This window comes from Pseudoramibacter faecis (assembly GCF_036289405.1).
Taxonomy (GTDB): domain Bacteria; phylum Bacillota; class Clostridia; order Eubacteriales; family Eubacteriaceae; genus Pseudoramibacter; species Pseudoramibacter faecis.
The window spans coordinates 1-16,765 of the sequence record NZ_JAYFFI010000012.1; the positions used below are offsets into that span (position 1 = coordinate 1).

A 16,765-nucleotide genomic window follows, 5' to 3' on the forward strand; every position below is an offset into this window, starting at 1 on the left:
ATTTATCCACAGTTCTCTCTGTGTTTGTCCGAATGTTTATCTCATTCTTCGGAATCTTTAGGTTCAGTCTTTCGACTGCTTTTCCAGGTTTTATGGTACTATTCTCTTTTCTATGACCTTCTTGAAGTCGTTCGCATTTCTCAACGGAACTATTTTATTATAGCAACGGGTATTCTGACTGTCAAGCTTTTTTTTAAGTTTTTTGATCTTTGCTCGCTGGTTATTTGTCACATTTTTCACTCCAACTTTTGCAATTTAACTGTCCTTTGCTCCAAACAACGTATGTTATTATACGAAGATTCGTCGTCCCTGTCAATCTTATTCGCGAAAAACTTTTTTCTCGGTTGCTCAATTGTGATGGCCTTTCTTTATGTTTTATCGCATTTTGTTCTTTGGTTTCACCCTATTGTGTGCTATAATGGCATCGATCTAAATAAAGAGGAATGCGACCATGAGTGATGCTATTAAAGTCATTGCGAAAAATAGGAAAGCGCGACACGATTACTTCATCGAGGATACTTTTGAATGCGGTCTTGTGCTCTCAGGTACGGAGGTTAAATCTCTGCGTCAGGGCAAGGCGAGCTTAAAAGAGAGTTTTGCGGATTTTCGCGATGGAGAGCTCTGGATCTACCAAATGAACATCGCGCCTTATGAGCAAGGTAATATTTATAATAAAGACCCGCTGCGCGTCCGCAAGCTTTTACTGCATAAGCGCGAACTTCGCCGGCTCATCGGCCTCAAACAGCGTGACGGTTACACCTTGGTGCCCTTATCTCTTTATTTTAAAAATGGCCGCGTGAAGCTTGAGCTTGCCTTAGCCAAGGGAAAGAAGCTTTATGACAAGCGCCGCAGCATTGCAGAGCGCGATGCTAATCGGCGCATCCAAAAATCAATTCGCCGCATTTAATGGGGGCGTAAAGGTTTCGACGGGGATATTGAAGAAGCGTAAGCGAGCCAATGAGCCGGTCATTGTAAAAAACAGGCACCTAAATATAAACGCAAAAGATAATTCTTCTTACGAAATGGCGTTTGCTGCTTAACCGGCAGTAACGTTTCGTAAACCCGCGGCACTACTTGCCGCACGTCCCCCGGGATTCACCTGCCGGTTCCGGGCTGACGTTCATGAAAGCAGGGATCTGTCTTTGGAGGCTGTCCCGATCCATTGACAATTCAGGGGCTGGCCGATGCAAGTTGAGCTGTCAGGAGCCTGCATTGGTGAGAATCATCTGGCAGATGCGCTCGGAGAAATCGCTTTGAATGTATTTTCGGACGTGGGTTCGACTCCCACCGCCTCCACCAATTTTGTATTCTATACTATAATTTATTTACATCTTTCAAAATTTTCCAAACATCACGAGCGCCGTGCTTTGCCGCGGCGTTTTTTTTGCCCAAGTGGTGTTGTGTGAAGTCCGTGCTGCTCGCAAGCCTCCCAAGCCCTCATCCGGCTTCATCCAACAATTTTTGAAACGATTGTCTAACCATCGCTTCGATCGTCGTTTGGGTATAAAAAGCCAGGTGCGGGGAAAGAATCACATTGGGCATCGATTTTAAAATCAGGTACGCATCTGTATCAAGAACCGTTCCCGACAGATCTTTGTAGTAAAGTGCCGCTTCATCTTCGATGACATCCAGTGCGGCAAAGCTCAGCTTCTTTTGCTGGAGAGCCGCAATCAAAGCCTGCGTATCCACCAGATTTCCCCGGGCGGTGTTTACAATGCCAGCACCGGCTTTCATTTTATGAAATGCACGACCGTCAATCAGGTGTTCGTTTTGGATTCCCCCGGCAAGATGCAGGCTCAGCAGATCGCTTTCGCACAAAAGGGTTTCAAAATTCACCCGGCGTACTTCATTTGCCAGATCGGCGTTGGAATCCCTCTTGATGGCCAAGATTTCACAGCCAAACCCCTTTAGCCGCTCGATGACACTGCGCCCGATGGCTCCGGTTCCGATAATGCCCACGGCTTGCGCCCGAAGACTTTTTCCCATCTTGCCCGCAAAAATATAGCGTTGTTGCTCCGCCTCTTTTAAAATATATTTTGCCTTTCGCAGACCCATCAGCATGAGCATGACGGTATAATCGGCCACCGCATCCGGCGGATACTGGATATGGTGCACCCGCATGCCCTTCTCCCGCGCGTAATCCAGATCGATATGATCCGTGCCGACGGTTCGGGAGATGATCATTTTAACACCAGCCCGCGCCCAGCCATCGATGATGGCACAATTGATCGGCGAATAAATGATATTCACCGCGTCAAACCCTTTCGCCAACCAGGTATTCTGCGCATTGGGGGTTTCGTGCGTCATGCCGAAGGCCACCTTTGTTTCGCGGCTGATCCGCTCATAAAATGGCTTTTCATCCTCATCTCTAAAATTATAAACGAATAACTTCATGGCACCTCCCCATTAATCTTCATTTTCCGGCTTCCGCCAAAGGACAACAGGCACGACAATTAGCCGTGCCCGAATGGATTTTAGTGCTTTTAATTGAGATTCTCCGCAAAACTTTGAAGCCTCGTTCGAATCTGTTCGTACGCTCGTGCCTGTTGATCGATTTCGATGGTGAGCATGGGAATGCCCGCCTTTTTGCAAGCGTCCATGATGATCGGCACATCATATTCTTCCGGATCGCAAAACTTCATCAGGGCGACGACAAGCCCGTCGGCATCCGCCGCCCGCACCATCTCGACCAACATCTCGATGCGCGCTTTGTAGGGATCCATCGCCAAAGAACAGCCGCTGTGATTTTGCCATTGCTTCGCCAAAGAATGAATCGGATCGCCGTAATAAGGCACATCCGTTCGAAACTGCCTGGATTCGTGCGCCAGATCATCTGCTGCGATCGCCAGTCCAAACTGTTCAAAGATATCGAGAATGCTTTCCGGCTCCAAGGTTAATCCCGTCACCACAACCTTTTTCCCCGCGTATTGATCCGGCGTTTCCCTGCGCAAGGCTCGAGTCAACCTCTGAATCGCCGCCGTGTATTCGCGCACTTCCATAAAATAATAAGCCTTAATAATTTGGTGCCGAACGGCCGGCGTAATCACGTCCAGATGTTTGGCGGCCACCTTCATAAAGGTTCGAACCGTTTGTCGGCACGCATTATAGGCTTTAATGCTCTCACTTAAAGCCACTTCGGTAATAGAAACTTTTAAAATCGATTCTAATTTCTGGCGGATCATCTGATACTCATTCGCCAAAAAAGTTACCGCGTCCGGAACATCCCGATGCTGCGGATGCACGAAGGGAATGGCCGGGCACTTGCCCTTCCATTTTTGGCCGAAGCATTTAAGCGTATCGCAATTGGCCGGAATGAGCACGGCATCTAAAAGATCATAGGTACCATCATTTTCCATTTCCATGATCGACTGCATGATGGAACAGGCAAAGGGCGGCAGATAGGTTCGCGCCTTTTTGAGTTCGACTTCTCCGCCCCAAAGACCCGTGGGAAGACATCCGGCAGCATCGATAATTTCCACCGGCGCGTAGGGCTCGACCCAACCCACAACCTGCTTGCCTGTTTTTTGCACAGTTGCGCGAATGGTTTTACCGGGAGACGCGCCAGCCTTACACAATGCTTCAATCTGCGCATTCAATGAATTTTTTCTTTCTGACATGGTGCCCCTCCTCACGCATTCTCCGATTTTTTATCCGCCATCATTTCAACCAGCGCTTCTATTCGCGTCTCGTATTGCGCTTTGGAATAATTGCGCGGATCCGCCTGATCGCCGTCGAAGGTTGTGATCGGAATATCCAAATCGTCCCGCAATGCCTCGCCAACTTCATATTGTAGGAAATCACACATTTTGCAGCTGCGGTTCATATGCATCACAACGCCATCACATTTGGTTTCTTTAATGATATTTTTTCGCAGATCAATCTGGCCTTGCAGCGAGAGATTGTTCCCCATGCTCGTATAGGCGCGGGCCAATTCGTCTAAATTGCCCGGCGTATATTGCAAAGCCCAGGCTGAGGGATAGGTGGAGCCCACCATGTTCACGCCATAGTTTTTTAATACTTTATAGGTATGGGACAAATATGGCCAGCAGGCAATACCGTCCCACATAATGCGATAATTTTCGTCGGCGCCTTTGAGGCCGCATTCACCCTTTTCAGCCATCGCCTTCAGCTCCGATTTGAGCTTTCTGAAGGTCCTGCCGCATTCGGGTTTGCCCCGCATGCAAACAATCAGCGCCATGTAGTTGAACATATTAAATCCGTTAAGCGGCGACGGACGCGCGGCAGAAAGAGACGTCGCTTCATACCAATCTTTGGCGTTTTGCGCCGCGACCTGCATCACTTCTCCGAATTTATCATAATCAAATGCACGACCGGTGATTTCTTCCAATTGCATGATAATCGTCTGAAACTGCGACTTAACATAATCCACATTTTCCTGTGTGACTTTGTTGTCGTGATTATAGGGTACGTCGATGACCAAGCATGGAATATTCAATGTGTAAGCAATATTTTCGTACCATTTGATCAGCGTTTCACAAATATTGTTGCAAAGAAGTACTAAATCCGGCAGCGGCATTTCTTCCGATACGCAATGCTGCACGTCCATATAGGCCAAATTGGCTCTGGCATAACCGCAGATATCGTTGGCATAACCTTTGGACTCCGCATATTGCAAAAGTTCCGGCGCGCCTTTTCGCGCGGCAATCCCCACCACATGATTTTCGGGATAGACCGTGTAAATGCCCATAGTCTCCGTGAACTCACAGGGCGCGATGGAACTGGCCCAGCAAACCAGATCGCCCCTGGCTTTAGCCTGTCTGGCGTCTTCCATATTTTTGGCAACCAAAGTATCCAACATTTCTTTTGATGTCATTCCTTCATAGATGACAGCATTTAATTCACTCATTGTCCCTCCTTCTTCGTTTTCTGATTTCCCTTTTTCTTTTCAAGATCCTGCCAGGCGAAAAGTGCCGCGCCGAGCGCGCCGGTAACCTGCGGATTTTGAGCCACATAAACCATTTTATTCAGCTCGCGTTTTAAGGCATCGACAACCCCAGCATTTCGGGCGACACCGCCGGTCATCACAAAATCCGCTTCCATCGGCGTGCGCATCAACAGGCCCATAGAGCGGCCAACAACGGATTCGTGCACGCCTCGAATAATATCTTCCTTCGCTTTTTTCTGAGATAAAAGAGAAATCACCTCGGATTCGGCAAACACCGTGCAGGTGCTGCTGACAGAAACAGGATGCTTGGCCTTTATGTCCCATTCGGCCATCTCGCTGACATCCAATTCGAGGATACCCGCCATCACCTCGAGGAATCGGCCGGTTCCGGCGGCGCATTTATCATTCATAAAAAAATTTTGCACGCTGCCGTTTTCGCCGATCGCAATGGCTTTCACATCCTGCCCGCCGATATCTAAAATCGTTCGCGCTTTCGGAAAAAGGTAATGAATCCCTTTGGCGTGCGCACTGATCTCGCTCACCTGCCGGTCCGCCGCGTCGAAGGTGAAGCGGCCGTAGCCGGTGGCCACAATTCGTCTGATGTCCGAGCGCTTAAGCCCGGACTTTTTAAAAATCATGTCCATCACCCGCTCGGGGCCGCTGGTGCCGGTGCCGGATTGAACGACCGCATCGGCCGCCACTTCCTGCCCGTCTTTTAAAAGGACCGCCTTCGACGACGTCGATCCGATGTCAACGCCCAATACATACATCAGGATTCTCCCCCGGATGCCGCGTCTGCTTTTTCTTCGGCCATGAGCTGACCAGACGTCCGAAAGGCTCTGATCTTCTTCGTCCCGACAATTAACGCCGGCAGCGCCACCAGGAAAATGCCGACGATGCCCAGATAGCCGTATCCGACGGCGACGATGGCCGTCAGCCCGAAGGACGCCGCAAACATCGAAATCGCCACAATAATCACGCCAATGATGGCATCCCATAAAGTCTTATTCAAATTAAACTTGATATGATATTTTTCAAAGCGCACCACCGTCCCAAAAACAACGGATACGGCCGTCGACACAAAAGCACAGAACAAAGACACTGTATAAAGCGCTGTTAGCACAGGATTATGAAGCGATTTGCAAATGGTTAAAATCGGCAGTGTATTCCCCGTCACATCCTTCCGATAAGCCAAGCAGAGAACGGTTAATAACGTCAGTATGGCCGCATTGATGATAAAGCCAAGAACCGTCGCCTTGTTACAAGCCTTTTCTGTCTTAAGCTGCGTGCATACGCCATAGGTTCCCAATAAGGAAAATACCTGAAAGCTGGCATAGGTCAAAGCCATCCAAACGGGGCGGATCATGCCTTTCGGTGCATAGTGGTTATAAAGATCCACTGAAATATGAGCACCGCCTTTAGACAAACCGACAAAAGAAATGATCAAAACAGAGATCATGATCAAAACCACCAAAACAGAGGAAGCGCGAGAAATAAGCTTCGCCCCAAACATGGAGAGCGCCACCACCAACACCGTCATCACCACCACGCTTGCCATATAGGGCATGTGCAGCATTTCTTCAATGATGGCCGCCGCCCCGGCCACCGAGGCGCTGGTTGCCAGCATGCCGGCGCCTAAGTTGCAGACCTCAAAAACGGGGCTTAAAATTTTATCGTGCGGTTCATACAGCTTACGCGACCACGCGCTGTAATCCGCCACCCCGTGCTGATTGCACATCACGACGATCACGCGGTAGACCAACGCCAAAACCACCATCGACAAAATCGGCGTGAACACGGCTGGCCAGCCGAATTGCACAAAGAAATTCATTTCCTGATTGCCGCTGGCAAAACCGCCGCCGGCGTGGGCGCCAAACCAAACCGAAACGACTGAAAAAATCGTCAGCCAACCCACTTTTTCTTTCTTGACCTTCGCATCCATTTTTCTCTCCTTCATCCATTAGCAACCGCCCAGATCCGAGGGTCCTTCCTTGCGAACCACCACGCCGGCTTCCAGCAGGCCTTTAATTTCTTCATCGGTGTATCCGAGCTGTTTCAGCACCTCGGCCGTGTGTTCGCCCAAATAGGGGGCATCCTCTCTCGGCGGCTCCGTCACCCCGCCGAACTTCACCGGCGTTTCCACTTCGACCATTTCTTTTTCCGTGTGCAATTTGAACCGCCGCAGATATTTATTCTCCCAGGCCTGTTCACTTTCCAAAAGATCGGGCACATTGTTCACAACCGCGTGGGGAACATCCCGCTCGATCAGCGCCTGATCCAGCGCATCCCGGGTGAATTTCGCAAAGCCGTCTTCCAAAATGCCGATGATCTCCCGACTTCTTTCGTTGCCCTTGGCAAAGGTATTGTATTCCGGGTCGTCGATCAACTCCTCTCGACCGATGATGTGCATGAAATCCGGGAAGTAGCGTTCGTACTCATGGCAGCAAACCATGATCCACTTGCCGTCCTTGCACAGATAGGTGTTGTTTAACGGCGTGTTTTCGCGCCGGCTTTTGGGATAGGTATCCTGGTCGGAAGCCTGAACGGACAAAATCGGCTCGGTCATGTTGTAAAGTGCCTGGGCATAGAGCGAGGACACAATTTTTGAACCCTCACCGGTGCACTTTTGTTTGTAAAGCGCCGCACAAATCGCTCCGGCCATCGTGCACGCCAGATTGTTGTCGCCAAAGGAACTGGGCGGGATGATCGGCGCCGTGTCTTTTTCCATCGAGGCGATCATCGGCCCGCCGAGCGCCCAATAACAAACGTTGTCGAATCCCGGATCATTCGCCATCGGCCCCGCTTCGCCAAAGCCGGTGATCTGTGCATGGATCAAGCCCGGATATTTTTCATGCACCGTTTCCCAGTCCATCCCCAGCTTTTTGAGGGATTGGGTGCGCGTGTTGGTAAAGAGCACATTGGCGTTCTCAAGGAGTTTGTCCATGATGGCTTTACCCTCCGCCGTTTTCAGGTCCAGGGCGATGCTCTTCTTGTTCGCGTTGTGAAACTGATAAGCGATGGGCGGCATCCCCGGCAGCGGCACCACATAACGGGTGATGTCGCCGCGGGGCGTCGCTTCCACTTTTAAAATATCAGCGCCCCAATCCCCCAACAATCGTCCGGCAGATGGCGCCGCCACATAGGTTGTCAATTCAATGATTTTCACGCCGTTTAATAATGCATATGGATTCTCACACATATTCTTCCTCCTTTTGTTGCTTCACGCTTCGCGACGCCTCCTCCCGCACCGCTTTTAAATCAATTTTGCCGCTTTGCGTCATCGCCAGGCGTTTCGTCTCAAAAATATATTTGGGGATTTTAAAATAGGCCAGCCGCTTTTTTAAGAACGCGGTTAACGCCTCTCGGTCGATGTGGCCGGCCTTCATCCCGATCACTGCGGCGATCTCTTCTTGCATGATGTCGTCCGGCACCCCCACCACCTTCACAAAGCGAATGGCTTCGTCGTATTCTTGAATCGCGGCTTCAATTTCTGCCGGAGAAATGTTTTCGCCGCCGCGAACGATCATCTCGGAGAGCCTTGTTTTAAAATGCAAATTCCCGCTGATATCCATGAACCCGGCGTCGCCGGTGCGAAACCAGCCGTCTCTTGTCATGGATTTTTCGCTCAGTTCCGGCAGGCCATAATAGCCTTGCATCACGCAATAGCCCGATAACTGAATTTCTCCCATCTCGCCGGCAGCCGCCTCGCGCTCGCCCTCGCAAGCCCAAATGCGAAGCGCCATCTCGGTCAACGGTCTCCCGACACTCGCCGCCAGGCATTCTTCAGGCTCGTCGATGGCCGCCATGGTGTTTAACGTCGTGGTTTCCGTCATGCCGTAGGCCAAAACGAGCCGGCGAAACCCCAGCTGCCTTTTGACGCGCAAAGCCGTTTTGGGCGAAATGGCCGCACCGGATAAAATCCCGCTGCGAAGGGACGACAGATCATAATCGGTCAAGGCCGGATGCCCGGCCATCAGAATGAGCATTGACGGCACGGCATTGAAAACCGTGCAGCGATCCTTTTCGATGGCCGCCATGGCTTTTTCGGAGTGATAGCTTTTTTGAATGACCATCGCCATGCCGCTTTGCAGCGCGCAGACGACGCCGCAGTTAAGCCCTGAGCCGTGAAACATCGGCAGCGGCATCAACAGGCGGTCCGTCTCCTGCCACCCCATGTGCGCGCTGACATCGCGCATCGCCCGCATGATCTGCCCGCCGCCCAGCATGACGCCCTTCGGGCTTCGGGTCGTCCCCGAGGTGAAAATGATCACCGCGGTGTCCTCCGGGTCGGCCGTCTTCGGAAGTGACAGAATATCGCCCCCGGCATCCCGCCTGGCCATCTCGTCGAAGCGAAACCACTTTTTAAGACAAGGGAGATCTTCCAATATTTCCTCAAGGATGACTTGGGGGTTCAAGCCGCGCTTAAGCTCGCCCACAGCCAGCCAGTCGACATCCGTCGATTGAAGAACTTCCCGCATCTCCTGAGCCCGGTAGGCCGGATTGAGCAATACCGCCACCGCCCCCAGGCATTGAACGCTCCAAAAGCAAATGACCCACACCAAGCTGTTTACGCCCCAAATGCCAACACGATCCTTGGGGCGAACCCCCGCTTTGTACAAACGCCCGGCCATTTCCTCCGCCCATTCGGCGCATGCCCGCCAGCTGATCTTGCGGCCGTCTTCTATATATGCGGTTTGGTCTGCGCTTTTAAGAACGCGCTCATCCAATCCCGCCTGCAACGTTTTGGCCGATAAAGTCATGCCCCTGCCTCTTTTCTTTCGGCATTGTCTATCGAAGCAGCTGATTGCCAATGATCACGCGCTGGATCTGGTTGGTCCCTTCGTAAATCTGGAGAATTTTGGCGTCACGGACCATCTTCTCCATCGGGTATTCCCGCATATAGCCATAACCGCCCAACACCTGCAGTGCATCGATGGTGCATTGCATTGCCGTGTCGGACCCGAAGCATTTGGTCATCGACGCCGCCGCCATAAACGGCTTTCCGGCATCGATCAATTCAGCCGTGTGCAGTGCCAATTGGCGCCCGGCCTCAACCTGGGTTGCGATATCCGCCAGCATGAAGCCAATGGCCTGAAGTTTTCCGATCGGCTTGCCGAATTGTTTGCGCACCTTGGCATACGCCACGGCTTCGTCCAGAGCTCGCGCCGCCAGCCCCACGCCCATCGCACCGACATTGACGCGGCTTTCCGTCAAGGTCGACAGCGCGATCTTAAAGCCCTTGCCCGGCCCTGCGATCTCATGATCCTTGGGGATGCGCACATTGTCAAAAATCACCTCGGTGGTGTTCGACAGGCGAATGCCCATTTTGTCCTCTTCTTTGCCGATCTTAATGCCTTCGCGTTCCCGCTCGACCAAATAACAGCCGATGCCTTTGCCGCCGAGGCTTTTGTCCGCCGTCGCCATCACCACATAAACCGACGCGATGCCCCCGTTGGTGATAAAGCACTTGCTGCCGTTAATGATTAATTCGTCACCATCCGCTTCAACGGTCGTCGAAATGCTGGAGGCGTCCGAGCCGGAGTCCGCCTCGGTTAATGCAAAGGCCGCCCAGCCACCAGCCGTCAGTCCGCCGTAAAAAATTTCTTTTTGTTCGGCACTCGCCGCGTTGTTGATCAAATGCGTCGCCGAGGCGTTGGCGCCCACCGCCGAGCCCAGCCCGACCTCATAGCGGCCCATCTGCTCGGCAATGAGGGTTTGGGTCACACTGCTCAAGCCGAGGCCGCCGGCCTCCTCGGGTACACACATGATGTTTAGCCCCATCTCCGCCATGCCATCATAAAGCTGCGTTGGGATCTCCCCACTGGCGTCGTAATCCGCCGCAACCGACTTCACCTCGGTTTCCAAATAATCGCGCACCGCATTGGCCACATCCATTTGTTCTTGTGTCGGAATCATCTTTTCTCCTCTCCGAAAATGTTTTTTGTGATTTGTCTGATATCATTCGCAAGCTTCGTGCCAAAACCCCGCCCTCTTTGCGATCTTTTTCCGCCGCGCACTTAAAAACGACTTGACTGCGAGCAAAAAATAAACAAAAAAATAAAGCCGATTCGTTTCGGCTTTAAAAAATGACGTTTTGTGCTTTTGGAAAATCGCCGCGTGGTGGCATTTAATCACCGACCGGTGCGTTTTTGCCATCGTTTTTGGTGGCGGCAATGCCATACTTTTTCATCTTGCGGATGATGGTCGAGTGGTCGATACCCAGAGCGCGAGCCGCTTTTCGCGTGGTCCCGAGTTTGTGATAGGCCTTTTCGATATAGGCCTTCTCCAAAGCGGCCACGTGCTGCTTTAAAGGTTCAAGCGGCGGCTCTAATACCTCCCCCCCTCGGTATTCTGACGGCGATTTTTGCGCCGTAGCGGCTTCCGGCGGCTCCGCTTCAAAACCATAGGGCCATTCCAAAAAGGCATCGCCGCTGACCACCATCATGCGTTCGATGGTGTTGCGCAACTCGCGAACGTTCCCAGGCCAAGCGCGATCTTGCAGCTTTTGAAGCATAACCGGCGTAATGCTTTTGTGCAGATGATACTTTTGATTGAATTGATCGATGAACAGCATGACGAGCGGAATGATGTCTTCTTTTCGCTTTCGAAGCGGCGGCACCTCCAATTGAATCACCGCCAGGCGAAAAAACAAATCCTCTCGGAATTGTTCGTTTTGAATCATCCGCTTGAGGTTGCGATTTGTCGCCGACACAATGCGCACATCTGCTTCTATCAGTTCGTGACTGCCGACCGGCGCGAAGGTCCCCGTTTCGAGCACCCGCAAAAGCTTCGCCTGCAAATTAAGCGGCATGTCGCCGATCTCGTCCAAAAACAAAGTGCCGCCGCGGGCCATCTCAAATAGTCCCCGTTTGCCTTTTTTGACCTGCCCTGTAAAAGTCCCTTCAGCATAGCCGAAAAGCTCGGTTTCAAGCAGAGTGTCGGGAATCGCCGCACAATTGACAGCGATAAAAGGGCCGTTTTTTCGCGCGGAATGCTCGTGAATAAATCGAGCTGCCACATCTTTTCCCGCTCCGGATTCTCCAGTTAAAACCACGGAGATATCAAATTTTGCAATTTTGATCGCCAAATCCAAAATCCGCTGCATTTCCAGGCTGACGGCTACAATTCCCGGCCCGTAGTGATCCAGAGCGTCCTTTTGGGTGGCCAGGCGCTCCAGCGAGCGGCGGATATTTTCGATATCGTCGCGGATCTCAAAAAATTCCGTGACGTCGTGCACTTCCGTCACTACATAGGCAATAGATTTATGCGTATCAAAAATCGGTTCAGAATGACTGATGATAAACACGCCGTTGCTGTCCTGGGCGTGCTGACGAATCACCTTCGTTCTTTTCCGCACTGCCTCCAGGCACGTCGGTTCTGATTCGATAAATCCGCTTTTTTGAAAGCGACGGATATTATCCCCCGGAAAAAGACGATCTCCCAATTTCGTCAAACGGCGATAGGCCTCGTTAAAATACAAAATTTTACCATGCTCGCTTGAAACCATCCATCCTTCTTGCATCGCATCCAAACAAGCGATTAAGCACGCATCTGTTATCTTCGTTGTCCGAGAATCCCCAACCATTTTTCTTCTCCTGATATCTCGCTTCGATATTTGCTTTTTGTCCTTACAAAAATGACTCGTTATCATGACCAGACGTGGCTGATTTCAACTTCCCTTTGTCTTCTTTCTGATCATGCATCTGTGTTTGTTCCATCAACCGACTGACGCGCTCAAAAAATTTTCCCCCTTCGTCCGAATCCCGCAGCAAATATTTGCGCATCACCATCAACAGCAAAATCGCCACGATATAAAGCAGGGTCTGCTCGCCATTCAGATGGCCGATGATGAGCCCCCGGGCGATGGCAAAGATCAGCGCTTCGAGCACCGCCTGCATCGTGTGGGTATAGACCATGCGGATAAATTCCGTGCAGATGATTAAATTCATGCACAGCCCCAGATAAGTCTGGAGGGTTTTAAAGGCCACTGTCAGCGATGCATTAAACTCGATATGGGCAAAGAGTTCAAACAAATTCATCGCGATGAGCACCACCAAAAAGAGCGCGATAGCCATTTCCAGAATCTCCAGCACCACTTCATAAAATTTGAGCGCACCGTTTTTCAATCGTTCCATTTTGTTCACCTCTGTCGATGTTTTGGCTTTATCTTATCACAGGCCTGCTTTCGCGTCAGTAAAAAATTGTCAAGGCCGCACTCAATGTGATAAACTGACATCAAGCATTTATGAGCGAGGAGGCTTTGATGAAACGAACCGATTATCTGAGCTGGGACCAATATTTCATGGGCATTGCCCTGCTTTCGGCGCAGCGCAGCAAGGATCCCGGCACCCAGGTGGGGGCCTGCATCGTCAGCCCGGAAAATAAAATTCTATCGATGGGCTACAACGGCATGCCCACCGGCTGCAGCGACGACAAAATGCCCTGGGCGCGCGAGGGCGATCCACTGGATACCAAGTATCTTTACGTATGCCACGCCGAATTTAACGCCATTTTAAACAGTGGTGCCAAAACCCTGCAGGGCGCCACCCTTTATGTCACCCTTTTCCCCTGCAACGAGTGCTCCAAAGCCATCATTCAATGCGGCATTAAAAAAGTCGTTTATATGGAAGACAAATATCCGGAGAGCGACGCCGTGATTGCCGCCAAACGGATGATGGACATGACCGGCGTGGTTTATCAACGCTATAGCGAACCCCACCGCGACATCACCCTGCATCTATAACGCCATTGATAAGATCCTCCCGATCACGAAAAAAGAGAGCCGATCCAAAAACGGATCCGCTCTCTTTTTTGTGTCCTGAACGCTTTATTCGCCAAAAACCTGATCGGCGATGGCTACGCCGGCCCGGGCGTCCTTGCCATAAAAATCGGCATGGATCGACTGCGCATAGGTTTCGTTCATCACAGCGCCGCCGACCATCACCTTGACGCCGGGAAGCTCGGCCCTAATCAATTCGATAGTGGCTTCCATGTTTTTCACCGTGGTCGTCATCAGCGCGCTTAAGCCCACGAGTCTGGCCTCTTCCCGCCGGGCGGCATTCACAATCACCTCCGGATCCACATCCTTGCCCAGATCTACCACGCGATAGCCGTAATTCTCCATGATCACCTTGAGAATATTCTTGCCGATATCGTGCACATCCCCCTTGACCGTCGCGAGCACCACAGTCCCTTTGACCATCTGCTCGTCGCTTTTAATCGCTTTTTTAATCTCGGCAAAGGCATTTTGTACCGTCTCCGCTGCAAAGATTAAATTGGGCAGAAACACCTCGCCGGTCTCAAAAAGGTCCCCGATCTCGTCGAGGCCGGGAATCAGGTAGTTGTTGACGATATCCATCGGCGGCATGCGGGTCAGCATCTCCTGCACGACCGGCACGATTTCGTCCTTCAGGCCGTCAACCACCATGCCGATGACATCCGCCTCCCCGATCGCCGAGACCGCCCCGTCGTTTTCTTCGTTTTGGGCATCGGCCGTTCGGCCGGGACCCGCCGCGGTCATTTCGATATTTTGATCGTCCTTATGCGCCGCGACATAGGCCCGACAACCCTCGTCCAAACCGGCAAGGGCGCGGTAAGCCGAAACGGCGTTCATCATTTCGGCATCGGCTGCCTTCATGATCGGCGTGTCGAGGCCTGCCGCCAGCGCCATGGTCAAAAAAGATTTGTTGATCAGCCGGCGGTTGGGCAGCCCGAAGGAAATATTGCTGACGCCGAGCACCGTCGGCACATCGTATTTGGCCTTGACCGCCCGCACCGCATCCAGGGTTTCACGCACGCCTGCCTGCTGGGCCGAGGCCGTGAGCACCAGACAGTCGATGGCGATATGCTCGACGCCGATGCCCTGCTTTGCAGCTTCCGCGATGATTTTATCCGCCACAGCCACGCGGCCGGCTGCCGTCGCCGGGATGCCGTCATCATCCAGGGTCAGGCCGAGCACCGCCGCGCCGTAATGGGCCACAATGGGCAAGATCCCTGCCATCGATGCCGCTTCTCCATTCACCGAGTTCACCAGCGGCTTGCCGTTGTAATTTTTGAGCACGGCCTCAATCACCTCCGGCTTGGTGCTGTCGATCTGCAGGGGCAGATCCACCACCTGGCTGATAGCGCGTACCGCCTGCACCATCAAAGCCGCCTCATCCACCTCCGGCAGGCCGACATTCACATCCAAAATATCCGCCCCCTGCTGTTTTTGCTCCATGGCCAGCCGTTTGACCACCGCCATCCTGCTCCGGCGCAAATCCGCTTTGAGTTCAGGGTTCGTGGTCGGATTGATGGCCTCACCGATCACGCGGATATCCGTTCCCAAGGTCACCGTTCGTGTGGATGAAGCGATGCGCATGGGCCTGCGCGCACCGCTTCGTGCCGGCAGCGCGACCGATCGGGTCCGAGTGATGGTCTCGGCGATATAATTCGGGGTTGTGCCGCAGCACCCGCCGAGCACCGCCGCACCTTTTGCCGCAATCTCGCGCATAAATCCGGCAAACGCGGTCGCGTCGATATCATAAACCGTCTCACCGTTCACCACCCGGGGCAGCCCCGCGTTGGGCTCCACCACAATGGGCACCGACGCCGCCTTGAGCAGCTTGTCGATAATGGGCATCATCTTATCCGGCCCGGTGGAGCAGTTGATACCGATGGCATCGACGCCGAGGCCTTCCAGAATGGTCACCACCGTTTCCGGATCCGAGCCCGTCAAGGTCCGACCGTTGTCTTCGTAGGTCATTGAGCAGATGATCGGCAGGTCACAGTTCTCCTTCGCGGCCAGTACCGCCGCTCGAGCTTCATAAATATCCGTCATCGTCTCGATAAAAATCAGATTCGCCCCGGCCGCATTTCCGGCCTTCACCGCTTCGGCAAAGCACGCCTTGGCCGCTTCAAAGGATAAATCCCCCAAGTCCCCAATGAGCGCGCCCGTCGGCCCGATATCCATCGCGACAAACCGGGGGTGCTGGGCTTTGGCAATGCGCACCGCCGCGCGCACCACCTCGTCCACCGAATAGGGCGACCCCGCCATTTTGTGCCCGTTGGCGCCAAAGGTGTTGGCCACCAGAATATCGGCTCCCGCCGCCACATAGGCCGCCTGAATCTCGGCAATGACATCAGGATGGGTGAGATTGAGCGCTTCCGGCACGGGCCCGGGGTTTTCGATCCGCTTTTGGATCATGCTGCCCATACCGCCGTCCAGATAAAGGCGCTCGTTTCCTAAAATTGCTTTGATATCCATTCGTCTTCCATCTCTTTCTGCTCTTTCTTGCGTCTCTTTTTAAAAGTGGCCCCAGTATACCAAATGAAAACCTACAATTCAAGTCTGTTAAATAACTCACATGAATCCCGCGCATCAAAAAATCGCCCATCGGACGATTTTTCATTCAACTTCATTCAATCCCATTCCATTTTGAACGCTAAGCTTGCTGGATCAGTGGCTGAGAAAGAATCTGTGTCCAGAGTTCGCCGCCGCGGTCAACCTCCAGCCATTCGGAGCTCGGCAGCTTGACAATCCAGCTGCCTTCGTAAAGCTCTCCGGCAGCGATGCGCAAAAGCCCGTGCCAGATAACGGAGCGTTTGCCATCGTAGGGCGAGAGCCGCACATCTTTAAACACCAGCGGATCCTTGAGCACGGCCATTTCCGGATCGGTGTCGAGCAGCGGCTTCATGTCGTAGGCCCGCACTTCTTCATTTTGAAAATGGATTTCTAAAATATAGTTTTCTTTGGGAATCACCCTGTGAATGGATGGCACTTGATTCATCTTTATTTTGCCTCTAAATTAAAATTGATTTCATTCTACCACAGCCCATGACAATCTTCAAAATCATTTGACCACAGCATCCAGTTTTAGG

General features: G+C 52.3%; 14 protein-coding genes and 1 other RNA gene. 3 read left to right on the plus strand and 12 right to left on the minus strand.

The genetic code is table 11. The features are described from left to right. Positions 1 to 451: 451 nt before the first annotated feature. Together smpB and ssrA are read left to right on the plus strand one after the other, a co-directional pair. A complete protein-coding gene (gene smpB / locus V3C63_RS08290; protein ID WP_329887329.1) occupies positions 452 to 907 on the plus strand; it encodes an SsrA-binding protein SmpB in 456 nt (151 codons plus the stop codon). 1 nt (position 908) lies between these two features. Then, positions 909 to 1,299, plus strand: a transfer-messenger RNA (tmRNA) gene (ssrA, locus tag V3C63_RS08295). Between the two features lie 138 nt (positions 1,300 to 1,437). Here ssrA and V3C63_RS08300 read toward each other — a convergent pair. From V3C63_RS08300 to V3C63_RS08345, 10 genes are all read right to left on the minus strand, one after another. Further along, positions 1,438 to 2,394 carry an NAD(P)-dependent oxidoreductase gene (locus V3C63_RS08300; protein ID WP_329887330.1) on the minus strand — a complete coding sequence of 319 codons (957 nt, stop codon included), beginning with the start codon at positions 2,392 to 2,394 and terminating at the stop codon, positions 1,438 to 1,440. Positions 2,395 to 2,483: 89 nt separating this feature from the next. Further along, entirely contained in the window at positions 2,484 to 3,617 is a 1,134-nt protein-coding gene (locus V3C63_RS08305; RefSeq protein ID WP_329887331.1) for a 2-hydroxyacyl-CoA dehydratase subunit D, read from the minus strand. A gap of 11 nt (positions 3,618 to 3,628) precedes the next feature. Then, the gene (locus V3C63_RS08310; protein ID WP_329887332.1) at positions 3,629 to 4,867 is read right to left on the minus strand and encodes a 2-hydroxyacyl-CoA dehydratase subunit D; all 1,239 of its coding nucleotides are present in this window, start codon (positions 4,865 to 4,867) and stop codon (positions 3,629 to 3,631) included. Next, positions 4,864 to 5,676 (minus strand): acyl-CoA dehydratase activase, encoded by an 813-nt coding sequence (locus tag V3C63_RS08315; RefSeq protein ID WP_329887333.1) that lies wholly within the window; start codon positions 5,674 to 5,676, stop codon positions 4,864 to 4,866. Before V3C63_RS08315 ends, V3C63_RS08310 begins: the two co-directional genes overlap by 4 nt. Continuing rightward, a complete protein-coding gene (locus V3C63_RS08320) occupies positions 5,676 to 6,863 on the minus strand; it encodes a YkvI family membrane protein (protein WP_329887334.1) in 1,188 nt (395 codons plus the stop codon). Before V3C63_RS08320 ends, V3C63_RS08315 begins: the two co-directional genes overlap by 1 nt. Before the next feature lie 3 nt (positions 6,864 to 6,866). After that, positions 6,867 to 8,105 carry a CaiB/BaiF CoA transferase family protein gene (locus V3C63_RS08325; RefSeq protein WP_329887335.1) on the minus strand — a complete coding sequence of 413 codons (1,239 nt, stop codon included), beginning with the start codon at positions 8,103 to 8,105 and terminating at the stop codon, positions 6,867 to 6,869. Continuing rightward, the gene (locus V3C63_RS08330; protein ID WP_329887336.1) at positions 8,098 to 9,666 is read right to left on the minus strand and encodes a class I adenylate-forming enzyme family protein; all 1,569 of its coding nucleotides are present in this window, start codon (positions 9,664 to 9,666) and stop codon (positions 8,098 to 8,100) included. The genes V3C63_RS08325 and V3C63_RS08330 overlap by 8 nt, the downstream gene beginning before the upstream one ends. Positions 9,667 to 9,694: 28 nt before the next feature. Then, complete coding sequence (locus V3C63_RS08335; RefSeq protein ID WP_329887337.1) at positions 9,695 to 10,822, minus strand: acyl-CoA dehydrogenase family protein; 1,128 nt, start codon at positions 10,820 to 10,822, stop codon at positions 9,695 to 9,697. Between the two features lie 211 nt (positions 10,823 to 11,033). Next, on the minus strand, positions 11,034 to 12,413 hold the full coding sequence (locus V3C63_RS08340; protein ID WP_329887338.1) for a sigma-54 interaction domain-containing protein: 1,380 nt from the start codon (positions 12,411 to 12,413) through the stop codon (positions 11,034 to 11,036). A gap of 121 nt (positions 12,414 to 12,534) precedes the next feature. Further along, positions 12,535 to 13,041 carry a phosphate-starvation-inducible PsiE family protein gene (locus tag V3C63_RS08345; RefSeq protein WP_329887339.1) on the minus strand — a complete coding sequence of 169 codons (507 nt, stop codon included), beginning with the start codon at positions 13,039 to 13,041 and terminating at the stop codon, positions 12,535 to 12,537. A 128-nt stretch (positions 13,042 to 13,169) separates the two neighbouring features. Here V3C63_RS08345 and V3C63_RS08350 point away from each other — a divergent pair, with 128 nt between their 5' ends. After that, entirely contained in the window at positions 13,170 to 13,649 is a 480-nt protein-coding gene (locus tag V3C63_RS08350; protein WP_329887340.1) for a deoxycytidylate deaminase, read from the plus strand. An 84-nt stretch (positions 13,650 to 13,733) separates the two neighbouring features. Here V3C63_RS08350 and V3C63_RS08355 read toward each other — a convergent pair whose 3' ends face one another. Both V3C63_RS08355 and V3C63_RS08360 read right to left on the minus strand, forming a co-directional pair. Beyond that, positions 13,734 to 16,151: a homocysteine S-methyltransferase family protein gene (locus V3C63_RS08355; RefSeq protein ID WP_329887341.1), complete on the minus strand. Its 2,418-nt coding sequence runs from the start codon at positions 16,149 to 16,151 to the stop codon at positions 13,734 to 13,736. Positions 16,152 to 16,329: 178 nt separating this feature from the next. Further along, the gene (locus V3C63_RS08360; RefSeq protein WP_329887342.1) at positions 16,330 to 16,674 is read right to left on the minus strand and encodes a hypothetical protein; all 345 of its coding nucleotides are present in this window, start codon (positions 16,672 to 16,674) and stop codon (positions 16,330 to 16,332) included. Positions 16,675 to 16,765 lie beyond the last annotated feature (91 nt).

What these genes read in the sequence shown, in the direction of transcription:
- V3C63_RS08310 (WP_329887332.1), bottom strand. Translation starts at nt 4,867, where the DNA reads ATGAGTGAATTAAATGCTGTCATCTATGAAGGAATGACATCAAAAGAA.
- V3C63_RS08335 (WP_329887337.1), bottom strand. Translation starts at nt 10,822, where the DNA reads ATGATTCCGACACAAGAACAAATGGATGTGGCCAATGCGGTGCGCGAT.
- V3C63_RS08345 (WP_329887339.1), bottom strand. Translation starts at nt 13,041, where the DNA reads ATGGAACGATTGAAAAACGGTGCGCTCAAATTTTATGAAGTGGTGCTG.
- V3C63_RS08315 (WP_329887333.1), bottom strand. Translation starts at nt 5,676, where the DNA reads ATGTATGTATTGGGCGTTGACATCGGATCGACGTCGTCGAAGGCGGTC.
- V3C63_RS08330 (WP_329887336.1), bottom strand. Translation starts at nt 9,666, where the DNA reads ATGACTTTATCGGCCAAAACGTTGCAGGCGGGATTGGATGAGCGCGTT.
- V3C63_RS08355 (WP_329887341.1), bottom strand. Translation starts at nt 16,151, where the DNA reads ATGGATATCAAAGCAATTTTAGGAAACGAGCGCCTTTATCTGGACGGC.
- V3C63_RS08325 (WP_329887335.1), bottom strand. Translation starts at nt 8,105, where the DNA reads ATGTGTGAGAATCCATATGCATTATTAAACGGCGTGAAAATCATTGAA.
- V3C63_RS08305 (WP_329887331.1), bottom strand. Translation starts at nt 3,617, where the DNA reads ATGTCAGAAAGAAAAAATTCATTGAATGCGCAGATTGAAGCATTGTGT.
- V3C63_RS08340 (WP_329887338.1), bottom strand. Translation starts at nt 12,413, where the DNA reads ATGGTTTCAAGCGAGCATGGTAAAATTTTGTATTTTAACGAGGCCTAT.
- smpB (WP_329887329.1), top strand. Translation starts at nt 452, where the DNA reads ATGAGTGATGCTATTAAAGTCATTGCGAAAAATAGGAAAGCGCGACAC.
- V3C63_RS08360 (WP_329887342.1), bottom strand. Translation starts at nt 16,674, where the DNA reads ATGAATCAAGTGCCATCCATTCACAGGGTGATTCCCAAAGAAAACTAT.
- V3C63_RS08300 (WP_329887330.1), bottom strand. Translation starts at nt 2,394, where the DNA reads ATGAAGTTATTCGTTTATAATTTTAGAGATGAGGATGAAAAGCCATTT.
- V3C63_RS08350 (WP_329887340.1), top strand. Translation starts at nt 13,170, where the DNA reads ATGAAACGAACCGATTATCTGAGCTGGGACCAATATTTCATGGGCATT.
- V3C63_RS08320 (WP_329887334.1), bottom strand. Translation starts at nt 6,863, where the DNA reads ATGAAGGAGAGAAAAATGGATGCGAAGGTCAAGAAAGAAAAAGTGGGT.